This is a genomic window from Bradyrhizobium sp. Kon56 (assembly GCF_055807635.1).
Genome location: NZ_JBVVOU010000014.1, coordinates 98,613 through 118,342, shown reverse-complemented (window position 1 = coordinate 118,342; position 19,730 = coordinate 98,613). Strand labels below are relative to the sequence as shown.

15 protein-coding genes are annotated in these 19,730 nt (G+C 64.4%); 4 read left to right on the top strand and 11 right to left on the bottom strand.

Annotated elements, in window-relative coordinates:
• The first annotated feature begins 198 nt into the window (after positions 1 to 198).
• A complete protein-coding gene (locus AC0L3B_RS22430; protein WP_473381058.1) occupies positions 199 to 3,603 on the top strand; it encodes an acyl-[ACP]--phospholipid O-acyltransferase in 3,405 nt (1,134 codons plus the stop codon).
• A 72-nt stretch (positions 3,604 to 3,675) separates the two neighbouring features.
• On the opposite strand, the gene tcuB is transcribed toward AC0L3B_RS22430, so the two are convergent.
• Genes tcuB through tcuA form a run of 3 tightly spaced genes read right to left on the bottom strand, consistent with a single transcriptional unit; the run spans position 3,676 to position 7,235 of the window.
• Positions 3,676 to 4,782: a tricarballylate utilization 4Fe-4S protein TcuB gene (gene tcuB / locus AC0L3B_RS22425; protein WP_473381057.1), complete on the bottom strand. Its 1,107-nt coding sequence runs from the start codon at positions 4,780 to 4,782 to the stop codon at positions 3,676 to 3,678.
• Between the two features lie 4 nt (positions 4,783 to 4,786).
• Complete coding sequence (locus AC0L3B_RS22420; protein WP_354264456.1) at positions 4,787 to 5,815, bottom strand: alpha/beta hydrolase; 1,029 nt, start codon at positions 5,813 to 5,815, stop codon at positions 4,787 to 4,789.
• 28 nt (positions 5,816 to 5,843) lie between these two features.
• Positions 5,844 to 7,235 carry an FAD-dependent tricarballylate dehydrogenase TcuA gene (tcuA, locus tag AC0L3B_RS22415; protein ID WP_473381056.1) on the bottom strand — a complete coding sequence of 464 codons (1,392 nt, stop codon included), beginning with the start codon at positions 7,233 to 7,235 and terminating at the stop codon, positions 5,844 to 5,846.
• A gap of 156 nt (positions 7,236 to 7,391) precedes the next feature.
• Here tcuA and AC0L3B_RS22410 point away from each other — a divergent pair, with 156 nt between their 5' ends.
• Positions 7,392 to 8,075 carry a GntR family transcriptional regulator gene (locus tag AC0L3B_RS22410; RefSeq protein ID WP_473381055.1) on the top strand — a complete coding sequence of 228 codons (684 nt, stop codon included), beginning with the start codon at positions 7,392 to 7,394 and terminating at the stop codon, positions 8,073 to 8,075.
• 12 nt (positions 8,076 to 8,087) lie between these two features.
• On the opposite strand, the gene ybaK is transcribed toward AC0L3B_RS22410, so the two are convergent.
• From ybaK to mobB, 8 genes are all read right to left on the bottom strand, one after another.
• Positions 8,088 to 8,561: a Cys-tRNA(Pro) deacylase gene (gene ybaK / locus AC0L3B_RS22405; RefSeq protein WP_247397726.1), complete on the bottom strand. Its 474-nt coding sequence runs from the start codon at positions 8,559 to 8,561 to the stop codon at positions 8,088 to 8,090.
• Between the two features lie 246 nt (positions 8,562 to 8,807).
• Entirely contained in the window at positions 8,808 to 11,576 is a 2,769-nt protein-coding gene (gene fdhF, locus AC0L3B_RS22400) for a formate dehydrogenase subunit alpha (protein WP_473381054.1), read from the bottom strand.
• Positions 11,573 to 13,282 carry an NADH-ubiquinone oxidoreductase-F iron-sulfur binding region domain-containing protein gene (locus AC0L3B_RS22395; RefSeq protein ID WP_018456151.1) on the bottom strand — a complete coding sequence of 570 codons (1,710 nt, stop codon included), beginning with the start codon at positions 13,280 to 13,282 and terminating at the stop codon, positions 11,573 to 11,575. Before AC0L3B_RS22395 ends, fdhF begins: the two co-directional genes overlap by 4 nt.
• A gap of 248 nt (positions 13,283 to 13,530) precedes the next feature.
• Positions 13,531 to 13,818 carry a hypothetical protein gene (locus AC0L3B_RS22390; protein WP_026233096.1) on the bottom strand — a complete coding sequence of 96 codons (288 nt, stop codon included), beginning with the start codon at positions 13,816 to 13,818 and terminating at the stop codon, positions 13,531 to 13,533.
• 91 nt (positions 13,819 to 13,909) lie between these two features.
• Positions 13,910 to 15,565 carry an OFA family MFS transporter gene (locus AC0L3B_RS22385; protein ID WP_018456153.1) on the bottom strand — a complete coding sequence of 552 codons (1,656 nt, stop codon included), beginning with the start codon at positions 15,563 to 15,565 and terminating at the stop codon, positions 13,910 to 13,912.
• Positions 15,566 to 15,883: 318 nt separating this feature from the next.
• A complete protein-coding gene (locus AC0L3B_RS22380) occupies positions 15,884 to 16,147 on the bottom strand; it encodes a sulfurtransferase TusA family protein (protein WP_018456154.1) in 264 nt (87 codons plus the stop codon).
• 66 nt (positions 16,148 to 16,213) lie between these two features.
• Positions 16,214 to 17,470: a molybdopterin molybdotransferase MoeA gene (locus AC0L3B_RS22375; protein ID WP_204513743.1), complete on the bottom strand. Its 1,257-nt coding sequence runs from the start codon at positions 17,468 to 17,470 to the stop codon at positions 16,214 to 16,216.
• Between the two features lie 9 nt (positions 17,471 to 17,479).
• Positions 17,480 to 18,007, bottom strand: coding sequence for a molybdopterin-guanine dinucleotide biosynthesis protein B (gene mobB, locus AC0L3B_RS22370; RefSeq protein WP_473381053.1), 528 nt, complete (start codon positions 18,005 to 18,007; stop codon positions 17,480 to 17,482).
• 207 nt (positions 18,008 to 18,214) lie between these two features.
• On the opposite strand from mobB, the gene fdhD reads away from it, so the two are divergent.
• Both fdhD and mobA read left to right on the top strand, forming a co-directional pair.
• A complete protein-coding gene (gene fdhD, locus AC0L3B_RS22365; RefSeq protein ID WP_018456157.1) occupies positions 18,215 to 19,105 on the top strand; it encodes a formate dehydrogenase accessory sulfurtransferase FdhD in 891 nt (296 codons plus the stop codon).
• Complete coding sequence (gene mobA, locus AC0L3B_RS22360; protein WP_249799859.1) at positions 19,050 to 19,727, top strand: molybdenum cofactor guanylyltransferase MobA; 678 nt, start codon at positions 19,050 to 19,052, stop codon at positions 19,725 to 19,727. The genes fdhD and mobA overlap by 56 nt, the downstream gene beginning before the upstream one ends.
• Positions 19,728 to 19,730 lie beyond the last annotated feature (3 nt).

The window sequence follows — 19,730 nt, the reverse complement described above, 5'->3', positions numbered from 1 at the left end:
GGGCGTGATAGAGCCGCGACCAGCCATTTGCGAACCAAACGTCGCCACGCGGAGACCAACAGGATCGGAAGGTAAAGGCGCAGAGCAGGCCGGGGCGATCGTTCGTCAACCCGCAAATGCCCGTCGCATCTCCTCGGGTCCCGACGCCCATCCGACAATGAAACAACCTCAGACAGCGTTTCCAAAACAGGACTAGTCATGATCAGGGATTTGATGTCGTCACGCCGCTTCGCGCCGCTGTTCTGGGCGCAATTCTTCTCGGCGCTGAACGACAACGTGCTCAAGAACGCACTCGTCATCATCCTGCTTTACAGTGCCGCGACCGGCCACGGTGATGCGCTGGTGACGGTCGCGGGCGCGGTGTTCATCTTCCCCTATTTCATCCTGTCCGGGCTCGGCGGCCAGCTCGCCGACAAATACGTCAAATCCGTCGTCGCAAGGCGGCTCAAATTCGCCGAGATCTTTGCCGCGGGCTTTGCCGCGGCCGGCTTCTTCCTGCACTCGGTGCCGCTGCTGTTCGCAGCGCTCGCACTGTTCGGCGTCATCGCCGCGCTGTTCGGACCCGTGAAATACGCGATGCTGCCGGACCAGCTCGAGCTCGGCGAGCTCGCGACCGGCAACGCGCTGGTCGAAGGCGCGACCTTCATGGCCATCCTGCTCGGCACCGTTGCCGGTGGCCAGTTCGTGGCCGGCTCCGCGCATATGGGCTGGGTCGCATCGGCCGTGGTCGTGCTGGCCCTGCTGTCCTGGACCTTCGCCTCCCGCATTCCCGCGACGACGCCGTCTGCACCCGATCTGCCGGTCAACGCCAATCCCTGGACCTCGACGCTCGGCCTGTTGAAGACGCTGCACGCCGACCACCGGCTGTGGGACGGCACCGTGATCGTGTCCTGGTTCTGGCTGGTGGGCGCCATCGTGCTCTCGCTGCTGCCGGCGCTGGTCAAGGAGGTCATCGGCGGCACCGAGGGCGTGGTGACGTTGTGTCTCGCGATCTTCGCAATCGGCATTGCCGTCGGCTCGCTGTTCGCCGCGAATCTGAGCCACGTTCGCCCAAACCTCGCGCTGGTGCCGATCGGCGCCGTCATGATGGGGTTTGCCGGCCTCGACCTCGCTTGGGCGATCGGCGTGACCGCCAAGGGCCAGGACATCACTGCTGCCGACTTCGCAACTTCGTTCGCGGGCCTGCGCATGCTGCTCGACTTCGTCGCCTTCGCATTCGGCGGCGGGCTGTTCGTCGTTCCGTCCTTCGCCGCCGTCCAGGCCTGGTCCGCCCCCTCCGAGCGCGCCCGCATTATCGCCGCCGGCAACGTGCTGCAGGCCGCCTTCATGGTGGCCGGCTCGCTGTTCGTCGCGCTGTTGCAGGCCGGCGGATTGCACATCGGCTGGATCTTCTTTGGCCTCGGCGTCATCAGCTTCGGCGCAGTCTGGTTCGTGCTGACCAAGTGGGGCAAGGAAGGCGTGCGCGACTTTGGCGGGCTGCTGTTCCGCGCGCTGTTCCGCACCGAGGTCCGCGGGCTGGAGAACCTGCCGCCTGCTGGCACGCGCATGCTGATCGCGCCCAATCATGTCAGCCTGATCGACGGCCCGCTCCTGCACGCCGTGCTCCCGATCGACGCGAGCTTCGCGGTTGATACCGGCATCGCCAAGGCCTGGTGGGCCAAGCCGTTCCTGCGGGTGGTCAAGCACTACACCATGGACCCCACCAAGCCGCTGGCGGCGCGCGACCTCATCAAGCTCGTCGCCGCCGGAGAGCCGGTGGTGATTTTCCCGGAAGGACGCATCACTGTTTCCGGCTCGCTGATGAAGGTCTATGACGGCACCGCGATGATCGCGGACAAGGCCGACGCAGTCGTCGTCCCGGTCCGCATCGAAGGCGCCCAGCGCTCGCATCTCAGCTATCTCAACGGCAGCCAGATCAAGCGCTCGTGGTTTCCGCGGGTGACCGTCACCATCCTGCCGCCAGTCAAGCTTCCGGTCGATCCGTCGCTCAAGGGCAAGGCGCGCCGCAACGCCGCGGGCGCAGCACTTCAGGACGTGATGATCGACGCCATGGTGAAGAACGCCATGCTCGATCACACCCTGTTCGAGGCGCTCGGACACGCCTATCGCGACCGCGACACCGGCAAGGTCATCGTCGAGGACGCGCTCGGTACCAAGCTGACCTATCGCAAGCTGATCCTGGGCGCGCAGGTCTTGAGCCGGAAGCTGGAGAACGGCACCGCTATCGGTGAGAATGTCGGTGTGCTGCTGCCGAATTCCGCTGGCGTCGCCGTCGTCTTCATGGCGCTGCAAAACATCGGCCGGGTGCCGGCAATGCTCAACTTCTCGGCGGGCCCGGTCAACGTGCTTGCCGCCATGAAAGCCGCGCAGGTCAAAACCGTGCTGACGTCGAAAGCTTTCATCGAGAAGGGCAAGCTCGACAAGCTGATGGCGGCGATCTCCGCGGAAGTTCGCGTGGTCTACCTCGAGGACGTCCGTGCTTCGATCGGCACGGCCGACAAGATCAAGGGCCTGCTCGCCGGCACCGCGCCCCGCGTCGCCCGCCAGGCGAGCGATCCGGCGGTCGTGCTGTTCACGTCGGGCTCGGAAGGCACGCCCAAGGGCGTTGTGCTGTCCCACCGCAATATCCTTGCGAACGCCGCACAGGCGCTGGCGCGGGTCGATGCCAACGCCAATGATAAGGTGTTCAACGTGCTGCCGGTGTTCCACTCCTTCGGGCTGACCGGTGGAATGATGATGCCGCTGCTCGCGGGCATTCCGATCTACATGTACCCCTCGCCGCTGCACTACCGGATCGTGCCCGAGCTGATCTACCAGACCGGAGCCACGATCCTGTTCGGCACCGACACATTCCTCACGGGCTATGCACGCTCGGCCCATGCCTACGACTTCCGCACCTTGCGCCTGGTGATCGCCGGCGCGGAGGCGGTCAAGGATCGCACCCGGCAGGTCTTCATGGAGCGTTACGGCATCCGCATCCTCGAAGGCTATGGCGTCACCGAGACGGCACCGGTGCTGGCGATGAACACGCCGATGGCCAATCGTCCAGGCACGGTCGGCCGCCTGTCGCCGCTGATGGAAAGCCGCCTCGACCCGGTCCCCGGCATCGAGGAAGGCGGACGCCTGTCGGTGCGCGGACCCAACGTAATGCTCGGATACTTGCGGGCCGAAAATCCCGGCGTGCTCGAACCGCTCGCCGACGGCTGGCACGACACCGGCGACATCGTGGCGATCGACCCGGCCGGCTTCATCACCATCAAGGGTCGCGCCAAGCGCTTTGCCAAGATCGCCGGCGAAATGGTCTCGCTGTCGGCGGTCGAGAACATCGCGACAACGCTGTGGCCGCAGGCCGCATCGGTCGCGGTTTCGATCCCGGATCCGCGCAAGGGCGAGCGTATCGTGCTGCTGACGACGGAAAAGGGTGCCGAGCGCAGTGCCATGCAGGGCCAAGCCAAGGCGATCGGCGCATCCGAGCTGACCGTTCCCGCGGCGATCATGGTGGTGGACAAGGTGCCGCTGCTCGGCACCGGCAAGACCGACTACGTCACCGCAACGACGATGGCTCGCGAGCAGGCGTCTGGACCAGAGCGCGAGGTGGCATAAGAGAGATGCACGAGGCGCCTCAATCAGGCGAGGCGCGGTGCCCCGATCGGCCGCTTCCGCGCCGCCTGAATCTCAAGAACCGGCTTCTCCGCGTCGCTCCTGCGCATAACGCACCAGCGCCGCGAAGCGATAGATGCCGTGCACGAACTTGCCGTAGGGCATGGTGATGAACAGCGCGAACACTGCACCTAAATGGAGTGCCAGCAGCGGTCCCATGGCGGCAGTCTCCCGCAGAATCAGAAGCAGCATGCCGGTGAACCCGGTCAGGAACAGCATGGCGATGAAGCCGACATCCATGCCGTAGCGCTGCTCGTCGAGCAGCGCCGGATCGCGCCGCATCTTGGCGACGAACAGGCCGATCGGCCCGATGATCAGGCCGATGCCGCCGAGCGTGCCGAGAACCACCGGCAGATCCCACCACGGATACGGCGCCTCGCGGCCGAGCAGATAGTGATACAGCGTTGCGACCGAGGTCGCGGCGAAGCAGAGCAGGAAGCCGTAGAAGGTCAGGTGATGGAAAAGCTTGCGCCGGTCGGTCGGCTTGTCATCCTCATTGTAGCAGCCGACGCCGCCACCATGGAGGTAGCGCAGCTCACCAGCGTCGCGCATCGCCTGAAAGATCGAGCCGCCGTCCGCACGGCCGCCGATCGGCGGGCCGATATCCCGCCAGAAGGCACGCACGCTCATCACCAGCGCGAAAATCGCATAAAGGAAGGCGGCGCTGAACAACGCTGCCATCGCGTTGTGCGGCATCAACTTGTAGAACGCGCCGGGGCCAGTGTGCACGCCAAACAGCACGCTGCGGTGGTTTAGGGCAGCGAAGCCGAGTATGAAGGCGGCCATGCTGAGCGCGGCGACGATGCTGATGACGAGACCATTGCGGGCGAAGGCACCGGACAGCGCCTGCGGCCAGGCATAGGTCGCATAGGATTCCGCGCGCGCGATCGCCAGCGTCTGCGGGACGTTGACGTTGAATTCGTGCGGCGGCGAGAACTGGCAGTCGACGTAGCAGGCGCCGCAGCCATGGCAGAGATTGGCGAGATAATTGAGGTCGCCGTCGGAGAAGGCGCGGCGCATCTCCATGGCGGGAAAAACCGCGCAAAGGCCTTCGCAGTAACGGCAGGAATTGCAGACCGTCATCAGGCGGTCGCCTTCATCCAAAATTCTGCTTCCGTGCATGGCTTTACTTCGTCAGGCCTTTGCCCTCGAGCCATTTCTGGATCAGGGCCGCGACCTCGAGATTGTTCTTGTCCATCATCACCATATGCGAATTGCCCTTGATGCCTGTCTGCGGGAGATCGATGATGTCGACGCTGCCGCCGGCCGCCTTGATGGCGTCCGCAAAGGCGATGCCGTTGGCGCGGATCTTGGGCCAGCGCGAATCGCGCTCGATATAGTCGCCGTAGATGATGAGGGTCGGGATGTTCTTCAGCACATCCGCTTTGGCGGGATCGCCGATGCCGGCCGGCTCGATCGCAATCAGCGCCTTGACCTTGTCAGGGCGGGCTTGCGCGACCTTGAAGCCGAAGGTGCCGGCCTGGCTGTGGAACAGAAGCACCGAGGGGCCGACGCGATCGATCTCAGCGATATAGGCGGCGATGGTCGCATCGTCGGTCGTGGTCCAGCGCGGTACGTTCTGCTTGACGAAATTCTCGTAACCCTCGACGGGGAACTGGTTGCCCGGCAACAATTTTCGCTTGGCGGGATCGGGATCGTACGAGTTCGGCCCATCGCCGATGCGGAAACGCTCGAACGGGTTGGCCGTGGTCAGGAAGACCGGCTCGCCTTTGAAGATATCGGGATATTGCGCCCAGCCCGCGCGTCCGCGCTCTACTGCGTCGGAGTTATAGACCCCCCACCCCATGCGTAGAAAATAATTCAGCCAGCCTTCGCGTCCGTCAGGCGTGGTCTCGTAGGTGACGCCGGTCAGTCCGCCGCCATGCCACATCAGCAAAGGATAGGCACCCTTCTCGTTTGCCGGCAGGAAATACTGAACATACATCTGCTCGACCTGATACGTCCCGTTGGGATCAACCTTGGCCGGCACTCCGCCGGGCGCGAACACGACCTCCCTCACCGGCTGGCCCGAGATTTCGACAAGACGGCCACCGACATGGAACGAGCCCATGTCTCGCAGCGTGATCGGCTCGGCCGCGTGGGCGTAGCCGACGGTCAGCAGCGCCGCGATCGAAGCAATGGCAATGCGTGACATGGTTCCTCCCTCGTGTCTGTTCTTCCGCCTAATTCTTCGCGTGGCGTGCCGCTTCCCGTCCTGCGATCCGCCCGAACACGCTGCCGATGGTCATGCCCATGCCGGCGGCATAGCCCTTGCCGAGCACGTTGCCGGCCATGATCTCGCCGGCCGCGAACATGTTGGCCGACGGCTTGCCGTCAGCCATCAGCATGCGCGCTTCCCTGGTCACGCGCGTGCCGAGATAGGTGAAGGTGATGCCGGGCCGCACCGGATAGGCAAGGTAGGGCGGTGTCTCGATCCGCCGTGCCCAATGCGTCTTCGGCGGCGTGATGCCTTCCGTGCGGCAATCGTCCAGGGTGGTGTGGTCGAAGGTGCCGGGCTGCACCGCGGCGTTGAATTCGGTGATCGTCTTTTCCAGCGCGGCCGGATCGAGCTCGAGCTTGCCGGCAAGCTCAGCCACCGTCTGCCCTGCGATCGGCGGGAATAGCGTCGGCATGAAGCTCGTGACCACGGTGGAGTCGAAGATGATGTAGGCGATCTGTTCGGGCTGCGCGGCCACCAGCCGGCCCCAGATCGCGTAACGCTTCGGCCAGATGTCCTCACCTTCATCATAGAAGCGCTGCGCGTGCTTGTTGACGACGATGCCAAACACGACAGAATCGTGCCGCGTGATGATGCCGCCGTCGAATTTCGGCGCGCGCGCGTCGATCGCGACCGCATGGCACTGGGTGGGGTCGCCGACCTCCTGCACGCCCTTGGCGAGCAGCATCTTCAGGATCGAGCCGCGGTTATAGGGGGTACCGCGGATCAGGAAATTGTCGGCGGCCTCACCCCAATATTGCTTCAGCCATTCGATGTTGGCCTCGAATCCGCCGGCGGCGGCGACTAGCGACGTCGCGCGGATCTCGGTGTCGCCCTTGATCGGCCGCCTGAGGTGGGCGGCGAGAAACATGCCGTCTTCGATCATGAGGTCGATAACCTCGGCGTCATATTCGATTTCGACGCCGAGCTTCTCGGCGGTGAGATAAAGTGCGTTCAACATCGCGCGGCCGCCACCGAGAAAGAAGGAGTTGGTGCGACCGAGGCTCAGCGTCCCCCCAAGCGAGGGCTGCCAGCGCACGCCCTGCTCCACGATCCAGTTCAAGATGTCCTTGGACTCGCGGATCATGTGCCGGCCGAGCACCTCGTCGGTCTGGCCGCCGGTGACGCGCAGGAGATCCTCCCAAAACTCTTCCTCGGTGTAGGGGCCGGTGAGGATTTCGGTCGCCTCGTCATGTGCGCAACGCATGTTGCGGGTGTGGCGCGTGTTGCCGCCGCGATAGAACTTTGGCGCGCCTTCGAGCACCAGCACCGATGCCCCACCGCGTCGCGCGCTGATCGCCGCACACAGCGCCGCGTTGCCGCCGCCGATCACCAGCACATCGTATTTGCTGCTCATGCCGTCTGCCCGATGCGACGAAGTTGGAGACATTCTGCCCGCTGGCGGCCGGTCAATCCGGTTAGCCGTTGCGCACCTTTGTATACAAAGATATACGAATGTCCGGCAAGCGTCCCCCTTGCATGGGCAGGATGCGCGTGGCGAGCACGAGGATGCATGGCAAGACGCCCGACAAAGGCAGGCGGCTCGATCGCGCGCGGCGGCGGCTTGGCGCTCGGCGAAGCAGTGTTCCGCTCGCTCTGCGAGGCGCTGCAGGCCGGCAGCTACCGCGCCGGCGACCGCCTGCGCGAGGAAGAGGTCGCCCAGCGGCTGAAGGTCAGCCGCACCCCGGTGCGGGAAGCTCTCGGGCGGCTTGCGGCACGTGGGTTCGTCGAACCTGCCGGCGGCCGCGGCCTGATCGTACGCAACCTCGACATCTCGGAGGTGCTCGAGCTCTACGCCATGCGCGAGATCATGGAGGGCGCCGCCGCCCGACTTGCCGCCGAGCACGCGTCTGCGACCGAGGTCGACGCGCTCAGGGACATCGAGCAGACCTTCGTGGAAGCGTCGGGGACTGATCCCGCCGAGATGGCGCGGCTCAACCGCGCCTTCCACGAGGCGATCTGCCGCGCCGCGCGCAACCGCTATCTCGACAACGCTTCGCGGGAATTGCAGGACTGGATCGCCCTGCTCGGTCCAACCACGTTCACCGTATCCGGTCGCCCGTCGACCAGCCACGGCGAGCACCAGGCCATCATCGACGCCATCGCGGCTCGCGACGGCGGCAAAGCGGAGCAGCTCGCGCGCACACACATCCGCGAAGCGCTGCGCTGTCGGCTGAAGCTGTTGCAAAAACAATAGCAGAGCGCCGCCTCAGGCGACCAGTTCCGCGACGATCGCCTTCAACACGTCCCGCACATCGCCCGGACTGAGCCGCACCTGCAGTCCGCGCTGACCGCCATTCACGTACACGTAATCATGTGCGAGCGCGCTCTGCTCGATCACGGTGCGCACAAGCTTCCGCTGCCCGAATGGGCTGATGCCGCCAACCTTGTAGCCGGTGAGGCGCTCGGCCTCAGGCGGCTTCATCATCTGCGCCGACTTGCCGCTAACAACAGCGGCGAGCTTCTTCATCGAGACTTCCTGATCGGACGGGACGATCACGCAGACCGGCTTGCCGTCGACCAGCGCCATCAGCGTCTTCAAGACGCGCGCGGGATCCTCGCCGAGTGCGGATGCAGCCTGAAGGCCGATGCTCTCGGCGTCGGGATCGTAGTCGTAGGTGTGGACAGTGAAGGCAACACCGGCGGCCGTGAGCGCGCGTGTGGCTGGGGTGGCTTTGGACATGGACGATGTCTAGCACCGCCGCTGCGAGGAGCGAAGGGACGGCGACACGGGTGGACACATGCACCACAGCCTCAGCGTCGTCCCGGCGAAGGCCGGGACCCATAACCACAGGGAGGAGTTTGGAGAAGACTCGTCGTTCGGTACGCCCACCATCCGCTAACGAGACACCTCGCGGTATGGGTCCCGGCCTTCGCCGGGACGACACCGCAGGCATTGTGTCGCCAAATAACCGGCGAGCGCGCTGCCCTACTCCGCCGCGTCGCGCATCTCGGCACGTTCGGCCCTGGCCGCGCAGAACTTGAACTCCGGGATCTTGCCGAACGGATCGAGCGCCGGATTGGTCAGGAGATTGGCCGCCGCCTCCGCGTAGCAGAACGGCATGAACACCATGTTCTCGGGAACGTCGCGGTCGGAGCGGACCTTGACCTCGACCGCGCCGCGGCGGGTCTCGAGCCGGATGAAATCGCCGGGCGCGAGCTTCTTCCTGTGCATGTCCTTTGGCGACATGAACGCGACCGCCTCGGGCTCGATCTGGTCGAGCACCTGCGCGCGGCGGGTCATCGAGCCGGTGTGCCAATGCTCGAGCACGCGGCCGGTCGAGAGCACCATCGGATATTCGGCGTCGGGGATCTCGTCCGGCGGGATGACGTGAGCCGGAACGATCTTGCCGCGGCCGCTGGCGGTCGGGAAGCCCGTGGTGAAGATGATCTCGTTGCCGGGCACGTCGGGACCGTCGACGGGATAGGTCACCGCGCCTTCGCGCACCAGCCGCTCCCAGGTGATGTTCTTCAGCGACGGCATCAACTCCGCCATCTCGGTGAAGACCTCGCCGGGACCGGCATAATTCCACGGCAGCCCCATGCGCTTGCCGATCTCCTGGATGATCCAGAGATCCTGCCGCGCATCGCCCGGCGGCTTGATCACCTGGCGTGCGAGCTGCACGCGGCGATCGGTGTTGGTGAAGGAGCCTTCCTTTTCGGCAAACGCCGAGGCCGGCAGGATGACGTCGGCGTGGAACGCGGTCTCCGTGACGAAGAGATCCTGCACCACGAGATGGTCGAGCATGGCAAGCGCCTGGCGCGCATGCTGGAGATCGGGGTCGGACATCGCTGGATTTTCGCCCTCGATATACATGCCCTTGATCTCGCCGGCATGGATCGCGTTCATGATCTCGACCACGGTCAGACCGCGCACGGGATCGAGATCCTGGCCCCACAGCTTCTCGAAGGCGCCGCGCATGTCGTCGCGGCCGACCGGCTGATAATCCGGCAGGAACATCGGGATCAGACCGGCATCGGAAGCGCCCTGCACGTTGTTCTGGCCGCGCAGCGGATGCAGGCCGGTGCCGGGACGCCCGACCTGGCCGGTGATCAGCGCCAGCGCAATCAGGCAGCGCGCATTGTCGGTGCCGTGGACATGCTGGCTGATGCCCATGCCCCAGAAGATGATCGACGATTTTGCCCGCGCATAGGTTCGCGCGACCTCGCGCAGGGTCTGCGCCGGGACACCGCAGATCGGCTCCATCTTCTCCGGTGTGAACTCCTTGATCTTCTCCTTGAGCTCCTCGAACCCCTCGGTGTAGCCGGCGATGTACTGATCGTCGGTCAGCCCTTCGGTGATGATCGTGTGGATCATCGCGTTCAGCATGGCGACGTCGGAGCCCGGCTTGAACTGCAGATGCTTGGTCGCATGGCGCGACAGCGTCTGCCGGCGCGGGTCCATGACGAACAGCTTTGCGCCGTACTGCTTGACCGCGTTCTTGATGAAGGTCGCGGCGACTGGATGATTCACGGTCGGATTGGCGCCGATCACGATGATGACCTCGGCGTCCATCGCAGCCGAGAACGGCGCCGACACCGCGCCCGAGCTCAGGCCTTCGAACAGCGCCGCGACCGACGAGGCGTGGCACAGACGGGTGCAATGGTCGACATTGTTCGAGCCGAAGCCGGTGCGCACCAGCTTCTGGAACAGATAGGCCTCCTCGTTGGAGCCCTTCGCCGAACCGAAGCCGGCCAGCGCCTTCACGCCCTTCTCGTCGCGGATCTTGACCAGGCCTTTGGCCGCGATGTCGAGCGCTTCTTCCCAGCTCGCTTCGCGGAAATGCGTGAACGGATTGGCCGGATCAACCTGGTCGTTGGAATCCTTCTTCGCGTTGGGCAGCCGCACCAGCGGCTTGGTCAGGCGATGCGGATGATGGATGTAGTCGAAGCCGAAGCGGCCCTTGACGCAAAGGCGGTTGTGATTGGCGGGGCCGTCACGGCCCTCGGCATAGATCACCTTCTCGTCCTTGACCTCATAAGTCACCTGGCAGCCGACGCCGCAGAACGGGCAGAGCGAGTCCACCTTCTTGTCGGCATAGACGACACGGGTCTGCTTCTCGTCCAGCATTACGGCCGGCATCAGGGCCCCGGTCGGACAGGCCTGCACACATTCGCCGCAGGCGACGCAAGTGGACTCGCCCATGGGATCGTCGAAATCGAACACGATTTTCGAGCCGTGACTACGATAGGCCATGCCGATGACGTCGTTGACCTGGACCTCGCGGCAGGCGCGCACGCACAGGCCGCACTGGATACAGGCGTCAAGATTGACGCGCATGGCCGGATGGCTGGCGTCGGTCGCCCAACGCTCGGCGGCGGGGAAGCGACTCTCGGTGACCCCAGTGGTTTCGGCCCAGTGCCAGAATTTGGAGTCCGGATCGTGCGAGGTCTCGCGCGCCGGCTGGTCGGCGACCAGCAGCTCCATGACCATTTTTTGCGCTGAAACCGCGCGCGCGCTCTCGGTCTTCACCTTCATGCCGACCGATGGCGTGCGCTTGCAGGACGCCGCGAGCACGCGCTCGCCCTCGATCTCGACCATGCAGGCGCGGCAATTGCCGTCGGGGCGATAATCCGGCGCGGGCGAGTAGCACAGATGCGGAATCTCGCGACCCTGGCGTTTTGCGACTTGCCAGATCGTCTCGCCTGCATTGGCCTCGACCTGCTTGCCGTCGAGCTCGAACGTAATCTTCGTCATTCGGCCGCTTCCTTGAACTCGTCAGGGAAATATTTAATCACGGTGGCAAGCGGATTCGATGCCGCCTGTCCGAGCCCGCAGATCGAGGCATCGCGCATCGCCTGGCTCAATTCGTCCAGGAGAGCGCGGTTCCAGACCGGTTGCTGCATCAGCAGCGCGGCCTTCTGGGTTCCGACGCGACACGGCGTGCACTGGCCGCAGCTCTCGTCCTCGAAGAACTTCATCAGGTTCAATGCGGCCGCGCGCACGCTGTCCTTTTGCGACAGGATCACGATCGCGGCAGAGCCGATGAAGCAGCCGTATTTTTCAAGCGTGCCGAAATCGAGCGGGATGTCGTCCATCGCCGCCGGCAGGATGCCGCCGGACGCACCACCCGGGAGGTACGCGTAGAACTGATGGCCATCGGCCATGCCGCCGCAATATTCGTCGATCAACTCGCGCACGGTGATGCCAGCAGGCGCGAGCTTCATGCCGGGATTCTTGACGCGGCCCGAAACCGAGAAGCTGCGCAGGCCGTGCCGCTCATGCCGGCCGTGGCCCTTCCACCAGTCGGCGCCCTTCTCGATGATGTCGCGCACCCACCACAAGGTCTCAATATTGTTGATCAAGGTCGGCAGGCCGAACAGACCGACCTGGAATGGATAAGGCGGCTTGTGCCTGGGTAAGCCGCGCTTGCCCTCGATGCTTTCCAGCAGCGAGGATTCCTCGCCGCAGATATAGGCGCCAGCGCCGCGGCGCATGTGCAGCGTCGGACCGCCCGGCGGCAGCTTCGCGATCTCACGTTCGAGGATTTCGCGCGAGGCCGGATATTCGTCGCGCAGGTAGATGTAGATATCCGAGGCCTGCACCACATGCGCACCGATCAGCATGCCCTCGAGGAAACGGTGCGGATCGCTCTCGAGATAGACGCGATCCTTGAACGTGCCGGGCTCGCCCTCGTCGCCGTTGATCGCCATCAGGCGCGGGCCGGGTTCACCAAGCACCGCGCGCCATTTACGTCCCGTCGGGAAGCCGGCGCCGCCGAGACCGCGCAACGAGGCGTCGTCGAGCGCCTTCAGCAGGTCGTCCGTCGGTAGTTCGCCCGAGCACAGGCGATTGAGCAGCTTGTAGCCGCCGCCGGCGACATAGGCTTCATAGCCGATATAGTTGGGCAGATGCGCGTGGGTATCGCCAGCCTTCGCCGCCGCCATGACATTGGCGACCGTGGCGTGATCAACGAAGTTGTGTCCGACTTCCGCGGCAGGCGCCGTGTCGCAGCGGCCGACGCAGGGCGCACGCACCACGCGGATGCCGGGACCTGACGCGTCTTGCAAATCCGCGAGCAGCTTCTCTCCGCCGAGCATCGCGCAGGTCAGCGAATCGCAGACGCGGATCGTCAGCGGCGCGATATCGGGCTCGCCTTCCTTTACCACGTCGAAATGCGCATAGAAGGTCGCGGTCTCGAACACTTCGGCGAAGGCGAGCTTCATCTCGTCGGCGAGCGCGGCGAGATGCGCGGCCGATATCTGGCGGTACTGATCCTGGATCAGGTGCAGATATTCGATCAACAGGTCGCGACGCCGCGGTCGGTCGCCGAGCAACTGCGCGATCTCATGAGAGGCGGTGGGATCGACCTGCCGTCCCTTGGGTGTGGATTTGGCGCGCTTCCGTCCCTGGCCGGGATGTTCGAACTCGCGAACCTTGTGAACGTCGTCGTTGCTGCTCATGGAGACGTCGCGTTCTCTTCAAATGCGTGATGAGTTTGGACCGGACCGCCAAGGCGATCAGTCTTCATTTCCCGACTCGATCAAACGGAACCACCGGTTCCTGCGTCCCGCCGATCAAGCCAAATTCGACGCAACTCTAATCCCTGGTATGCCAGATGCAAGAGAATTTAGAGCGTCTCTAGAATGATTTAGGACGCAGGCGGTCGCCCGCCGTGCCCTTTTGCGCAAGCGTCGGATGGAACCCGATCTCAAGTCTTGCTCATGCACTCTTCAATGTAGAACCAGCGATCGTCGCCGGCGAGGCCCTTGGACTTCACGTCGGCGCGGCAGGCTTTCAGCTTCGGCTTGTTGGTTGCCCATTTCGCCTTCATGTCTTTCAGCTTCTGCATGGTGAGCTTCATCTTGCCAGGTTTGGCTTGCGTCGCTGCAGCAGGCGCCGCCGGCGGCGTCGCCGTCTGCGCGGATGCGGCATGAAGGCCAGCGACGAGCAACACGGCCGCGAGGCAAATTCGAAGGCAAATTCGGGTGCGAATCATTTCAATCCCCCTAAGTCCCATTTCTGATGATGTCCGAAAGGCCAACGAAGCGGGACGCCTGATGAGCATCCCGCTTCTGTCTCGACGACGGTCAGAAGATCTTGACCGCGCTCTCCAATGTCTTCCAAACACCCCAAAGCAGGGGGACGCCGACGAACGCCCAGAACAGCGCCGCCTTGGCGTCAAGCCCGCCAAATCCGATGCCGTAGGAGCCGTGCGGCCCCGCGGCGGCGGCGCTGGCGCTTGCAGCCTGCAACTTGGCGACATCGGCGTCCTTCATGTGCCACTTCGAATCGACCGGCTTGATCAGATAGTTGCAGATCAAGCCCGCAATCAGCATCGCACAGAGGATGTACATAGTCGTGTTGTAGAGCTGATCGCGCGGCACGCCTGCCGCGAGCTGGAACTCGCGGATGTAGTTGACGACGACGGGACCGATGATGCCTGCGGTGGACCACGCCGTCAGCAGCCGGCCATGAATGGCGCCGACGAACTGGGTTCCGAACATGTCGGCGAGGTAGGCCGGCACGGTGGCGAAGCCGCCGCCATACATCGACAGTATGATGCCGAAGCCAAGCACGAACAGGAGCTTCGAACCCATCGCGGCAAAGGTCGGCGCCAGCGCGTAGAGCACGATGCCGAGGATGAAGAACGTATAGTAGGTGTTCTTGCGCCCGATCTTGTCCGACAGCGATGCCCAGAAAAAGCGGCCGCCGATGTTGAACAGCGACAACAATCCGGCGAAGCCCGCGGCGATCGCGGCGATCTGCGCCTTCTGTCCCGCATCGAGCGCGTTGAAGCCCACCTCCGGCAGGCCGATCAGCTTGCCGGCGAAGATCTCCTGCAGCATCGGCGATGCCATGCCGATCACACCGATGCCGGCCGACACGTTCAGGCACAGCACCCACCAGATCAGCCAGAATTGCGGCGTCTTGTGCGCGTCGTTGAGATGGACGTTGGCCTTCGAGATCATCGCGTTGGCCTTCGACGGCGCGGTCCAGCCCTCGGGTTGCCAGCCGGGCGGCGGCAAGCGATAGCGGAACGCGCCGATCATCATGAACACGAAGTAGATGACGCCCATCGTGACGAAGGTCTCCCAGACGCCGACCGAGGTCGGGGTCTTGAAGTAGTTCATCAAGAGGTTAGCCAGCGGCGCGCCGATCATGGCGCCGCCGCCGAAACCCATGATGGCCATGCCGGTCGCCATGCCGCGACGGTCCGGGAACCACTTCACGAGCGTCGAGACCGGCGAGATATAGCCAAGACCGAGACCGATGCCGCCGATCACGCCCGAACCCAGCCACAACAGCCAGAGCTGATGGGTGTAAACCCCGATCGCACCGAGGAAGAGGCCGCCGCACCAGCACAAGGCCGAGACGAAGCCGGCCTTGCGCGGGCCTACGCGCTCCAGCCAGCCGCCCCAGACCGCAGCCGCGATACCGAGCAGCACGAAAAAGAGCGTGTACATCCACCCCATGCTGGCGACCTTCCAGTCGCAGCTGGTCGTGAACAGCTCCTGAAACAGTGACATGTCGGCACACGCCTTCGGCGCGGTGACTCCGATGGCGCGCGACAGCGGCAACCAGAACACCGAGAAGCCGTAGGCCATGCCGATACAGAGATGGATGCACAGCGCAGCCGGCGGCACCAGCCAGCGATTGAACCCGGCGGTCGCGATGGTCCGCTCGCGATCCAGAAAACCTGCGCCGGCACCCGAAAGTGTTCCAGCGCTCTCGATGGTAGACATGCATTCCTCCCCAAAAGCCGCCCTTCTGAACGGCCTGCCACGACGGTCCTGTTCCTCAGCCTGCAGCGCAGCCTTTGTCCCTGCTGCTCCGCACAATGATCGACGCGCGCCAGGATCGTCACGCGCATCCGAGACGTTAAACCCCTAACCGTGGGGACTATGCCCGACGCCACGGCCGGGCTTCTTTCGACGGCCCATTTGCTCCGCATATCGCAGGCACGACTCGACCTCCGCGTCTCGGCGGAGGACCTCAATTGGGGCAGAAGTGATGATCGATGTCGATAGACAAAAGGTAGGTATCAACCGAGTGACCGCGAGCTAAGTGGGCGGCGCACCATTGATATTTTCTATCGATCGATCGGCCTTCTCAATCAAGAACACGATGCGCGCGTCGTTGCGCTCGGTGATCTCTACCGTGTCGCCGGTCTCTCGGATCAGGTTCGGAATGTCAATCACCGACAGCGGATCGGTGCAGTACACTTCGAGCTGATCCCCCGGATGCAACGGCTTCAGCGCTTTGCGCGTCTTCAGGGCGGGCAGCGGGCATTTCAGTCCGGTGAGATCGAGCGTCGTTCTGGTCATCGGCGCAACATGGCGGGAGCGACCGATGGCGTCAACGCCGAGCCAGCACCAGCATCACGTTCAGACTCAGAGCAAATCGGCATAGGACAGGAAACCCACGCTCTGCCCCGGCTCGACACGCGTGACCTCCTCATCGAGCTCGATGAGGCCGTCGGTGTCGACCAGAGACGACAACAGCCCAGCCCCCTCGCGTGGAAACTTGATTGCCTCGAGTGCGCCGTCCTGCGTGCGCCGCAAGGAGGCGCGAACATATTCGCGTCGGCCCGCCTTCTTCTTGTAGGTGAATGCCGCACGCACCGGGATCGGCAACAGCGGCGCCGGCAGGCTGCCCGCAAGGGCCAGCACCGTCGGCCGCACCACATGCACAAAGGTGACGAAACTCGCGACGGGATTGCCCGGCAATCCGATCAGCGGCGTGCCCTCAATGATGCCCATCGCCACGGGCCGTCCCGGCTTGATCGCCATCCGCCACAACACCAGCGAGCCGATGCTTTCGACCGCGGCCTTGACGTGGTCCTCCTCTCCGGTCGAGACGCCGCCGGTGGTGAGGATCAGATCGTGCGTGCCTGCGACCTGCTTGAGGCCATTCGCAAGCGAGGTACGTTCGTCGCGCAAAATGCCGAGATCGCTGACCTCGCAGCCGAGCCGGCGCAGCATCGCCATCAGCATGAAGCGGTTGGAATCGAACAGCTGCGAGGCCGCGCGCGGCTCGCCGGGCGAGGTCAATTCGTCACCGGTCGAGAACACCGCGACACGGATGCGCCTGACGACGTCGAGCCCGACCAGGCCGAACGCCGCCGCGAGCGCGACATGTTGCGGCAGCAAGCGCTGGCCTGCGCGCAGCGCGACGTGGCCCTGGGGGATGTCCTCTCCCGCAGGGCGGACATTCGCGCCCGGCTTCAGCCCCGGCGGCAGCACAATTCGGCCGGCGTCATCGACGCGGACGTCTTCCTGCATGAAGACGGTTTCGGCATCCGGCGGCATCGGCGCGCCGGTGAAGATGCGCGCGGTGTGGCCGGCCTTGATCGGCGCTAGTGCCAGACCGCCAGCCTGGATGCGGCCGTCGAGCGGGAGTGCCCGCTCGGCGCTGTCCGGAAGATCGGCGTTGCGCACGGCGTAGCCGTCAACAGCGGAATTGGTGAAGGGGGGCAACGGCAGCGGCGCCGCGATATCGCGGGCCAGCACCCGCCCATCAGCATCGATGAGCCTTACGGTTTCGAGATCGACAATCGCGTTGACGCGGGTCGTGATCAGGCCAACCGCCTCGTCGACCGACATCATCGGTCCGCCGAAGGCAAAACAATCGTCCGACAATTGCGCCATGGTGCCTCGTCAGCGCATCGCAGCGCTTTTCGCGACCGCTTCCTCGACCGGCATCGCCGCGCGCAGCAGCAATTCCGCGGCAGCGGCGATATCGTCGAGATGGACGGTCGGCAGTCGCGTTTCAATGGCGACATCGGCCGCGATCCCGTAAATTCCGGGATCATCGGGAAACAGCAACGGCTTGTCGTTGGCCGCGCGATGCACCTCGATCTTGCGATGCGGCTCGCGCTTGAAACCCTCGACCACGACGAGGTCAACGGCTGACAATTTGCTCAACAGTTCCGGCAGACGCGGCTCCGCCGCCCCGCGCAATTCGTGCATCAGCGCCCAGCGATTTGACGAAGCAATCAGCACCTCGGCCGCGCCGGCTTCGCGATGGCGCCAGGAGTCCTTGCCGGGAACGTCGACGTCGAACTGGTGATGCGCATGCTTGATGACCGAGACGCGCAACCCGAGCGCATTGAAATGCGGGATCAGCCGCGTCAACAGCGTGGTCTTGCCCGCACCGCTCCAGCCCGCAAGGCCGATGACTTTCATTCCAGCTCCGTCTCCGCGAGCGACCAGGTCCCTGATGGAACCACTCTCTCTTCCGTCATTGCGAGCGCCGCGAAGCATCTACGAATGGATCCACAGCGGCAGCCCGGATTGCTTCGCTTCGCTCGCAATGACGAATGGGCGGCATTTCGTTCGCTCGCTAGCATGCTTATATCGGCTTGACTCGAATGTCATGCTAACGTCGCGGCCATGATGAAGATCGACAAAGCCCCAGTGCCCCTGATCGTCCCTGATACCGACGACCCGCGCCTCACCGAGAGCGTGACCGGGACCGACCAGTCCGGCGCCAGAATCGAGATCAAGGTGCCGGTGGAGCGCCCGCTGACGCTCTACCTGAATTCGCAGGAGATCGTCACCATGATGACGATCGGCGACTATCCGGAATATCTGGCGCTGGGCTATTTGCTCAACCAGAACATGCTGAAGTATAATGACGCGGTCACCGAGGTCGAATACGACGACGACCTCCAGGTGGTGGTGGTGCGCACCGAGCATCACACCAATTTCGAAGCCAAGCTGAAGAAGCGCACGCAGACATCGGGCTGCGCGCAGGGCACCGCCTTCGGCGATCTGCTGGAGGCGGTCGAGAGCGTGGCGTTGCCGAAGGCGGAGCTGCGGACCTCCTGGCTGTACCAGATGACGCAGACCATCAACACCATGCCCTCGCTCTATCTGGAGGCCGGTGCGATCCACGGCTGCGTGCTGTGCAGGGAGGGGGAGCCGCTCTGCTACACCGAGGATGTCGGCCGTCACAACGCCGTCGACAAGATCGCGGGCTGGATGTACCGCCACGGCGTCGATGCATCCGACAAGATCCTCTATACCACGGGACGGCTCACCTCTGAGATGGTGATCAAGACGGTCCGCATGGGAATTCCGATCCTGGTGTCGCGCTCCGGCTTCACCGCCTGGGGCGTCGATCTCGCCCGGCAGGTGGGCTTGACGCTGGTCGGCCGCGCGCGCGGCAAACGCTTCATCGCGTTGTCGGGGGAAGAGCGCATCGTCTACGACCAGAACCTCGCTTATGTCGAGGAGGAATCGGCCAAGCACAAGCGCAAGGGTGAAGGTGGTGACGATTAGCTGTCCGACCACGCAAGGCGTGCTGCTCGCCGGCGGCCTCGCGCGGCGCATGGGCGGCGGCGACAAGCCGATGCGCACTATTGGCGGCCGCACCATTCTGGAACGCGTGATCGCGCGCCTATCACCCCAATGCAGCGGGCTGATCCTCAATGCCAACGGCGATCCCGCCCGCTTCGCCGCGTTCGGTTTGCAGGTCGTCGCCGACGACGTGCCCGGCTTTCCCGGTCCACTCGCCGGCATCCTTGCCGCGCTCGACTGGACCGCGGCGAACCGGCCTGAGGTGGAATGGGTGCTCAGTGCCGCCGGCGACTGTCCATTCCTGCCGCGCCATCTGGTCGCGCGCTTGCATGACGAACGCATCGCGGCGAATGCCGAGCTCGCCGTTGCGGCGTCGGGCGGCCAGTCGCATCCGGTGATAGGCTTGTGGCGCGTTGGCTTGCGAGACGAACTGCGTCACGCGCTGGTGGTCGAGGATCTCCGCAAGATCGACCGCTGGACCGCGCGTTATCCGCTCGCGACCGTGACGTGGCCGAGCGAACCGCTCGATCCGTTCTTCAATGCCAATACGGTCGAGGATATCGCGGAAGCCGAGCGGCTCGCCGCACTGGATGCGGCGTCCTAACCA

Bases quoted from the DNA above. Each gene is read 5' to 3' on its own strand.
- AC0L3B_RS22430 (WP_473381058.1), top strand. From the start codon at position 199: ATGATCAGGGATTTGATGTCGTCACGCCGCTTCGCGCCGCTGTTCTGG.
- tcuB (WP_473381057.1), bottom strand. From the start codon at position 4,782: ATGCACGGAAGCAGAATTTTGGATGAAGGCGACCGCCTGATGACGGTC.
- AC0L3B_RS22420 (WP_354264456.1), bottom strand. From the start codon at position 5,815: ATGTCACGCATTGCCATTGCTTCGATCGCGGCGCTGCTGACCGTCGGC.
- tcuA (WP_473381056.1), bottom strand. From the start codon at position 7,235: ATGAGCAGCAAATACGATGTGCTGGTGATCGGCGGCGGCAACGCGGCG.
- AC0L3B_RS22410 (WP_473381055.1), top strand. From the start codon at position 7,392: ATGGCAAGACGCCCGACAAAGGCAGGCGGCTCGATCGCGCGCGGCGGC.
- ybaK (WP_247397726.1), bottom strand. From the start codon at position 8,561: ATGTCCAAAGCCACCCCAGCCACACGCGCGCTCACGGCCGCCGGTGTT.
- fdhF (WP_473381054.1), bottom strand. From the start codon at position 11,576: ATGACGAAGATTACGTTCGAGCTCGACGGCAAGCAGGTCGAGGCCAAT.
- AC0L3B_RS22395 (WP_018456151.1), bottom strand. From the start codon at position 13,282: ATGAGCAGCAACGACGACGTTCACAAGGTTCGCGAGTTCGAACATCCC.
- AC0L3B_RS22390 (WP_026233096.1), bottom strand. From the start codon at position 13,818: ATGATTCGCACCCGAATTTGCCTTCGAATTTGCCTCGCGGCCGTGTTG.
- AC0L3B_RS22385 (WP_018456153.1), bottom strand. From the start codon at position 15,565: ATGTCTACCATCGAGAGCGCTGGAACACTTTCGGGTGCCGGCGCAGGT.
- AC0L3B_RS22380 (WP_018456154.1), bottom strand. From the start codon at position 16,147: ATGACCAGAACGACGCTCGATCTCACCGGACTGAAATGCCCGCTGCCC.
- AC0L3B_RS22375 (WP_204513743.1), bottom strand. From the start codon at position 17,470: ATGGCGCAATTGTCGGACGATTGTTTTGCCTTCGGCGGACCGATGATG.
- mobB (WP_473381053.1), bottom strand. From the start codon at position 18,007: ATGAAAGTCATCGGCCTTGCGGGCTGGAGCGGTGCGGGCAAGACCACG.
- fdhD (WP_018456157.1), top strand. From the start codon at position 18,215: ATGATGAAGATCGACAAAGCCCCAGTGCCCCTGATCGTCCCTGATACC.
- mobA (WP_249799859.1), top strand. From the start codon at position 19,050: ATGTCGAGGAGGAATCGGCCAAGCACAAGCGCAAGGGTGAAGGTGGTG.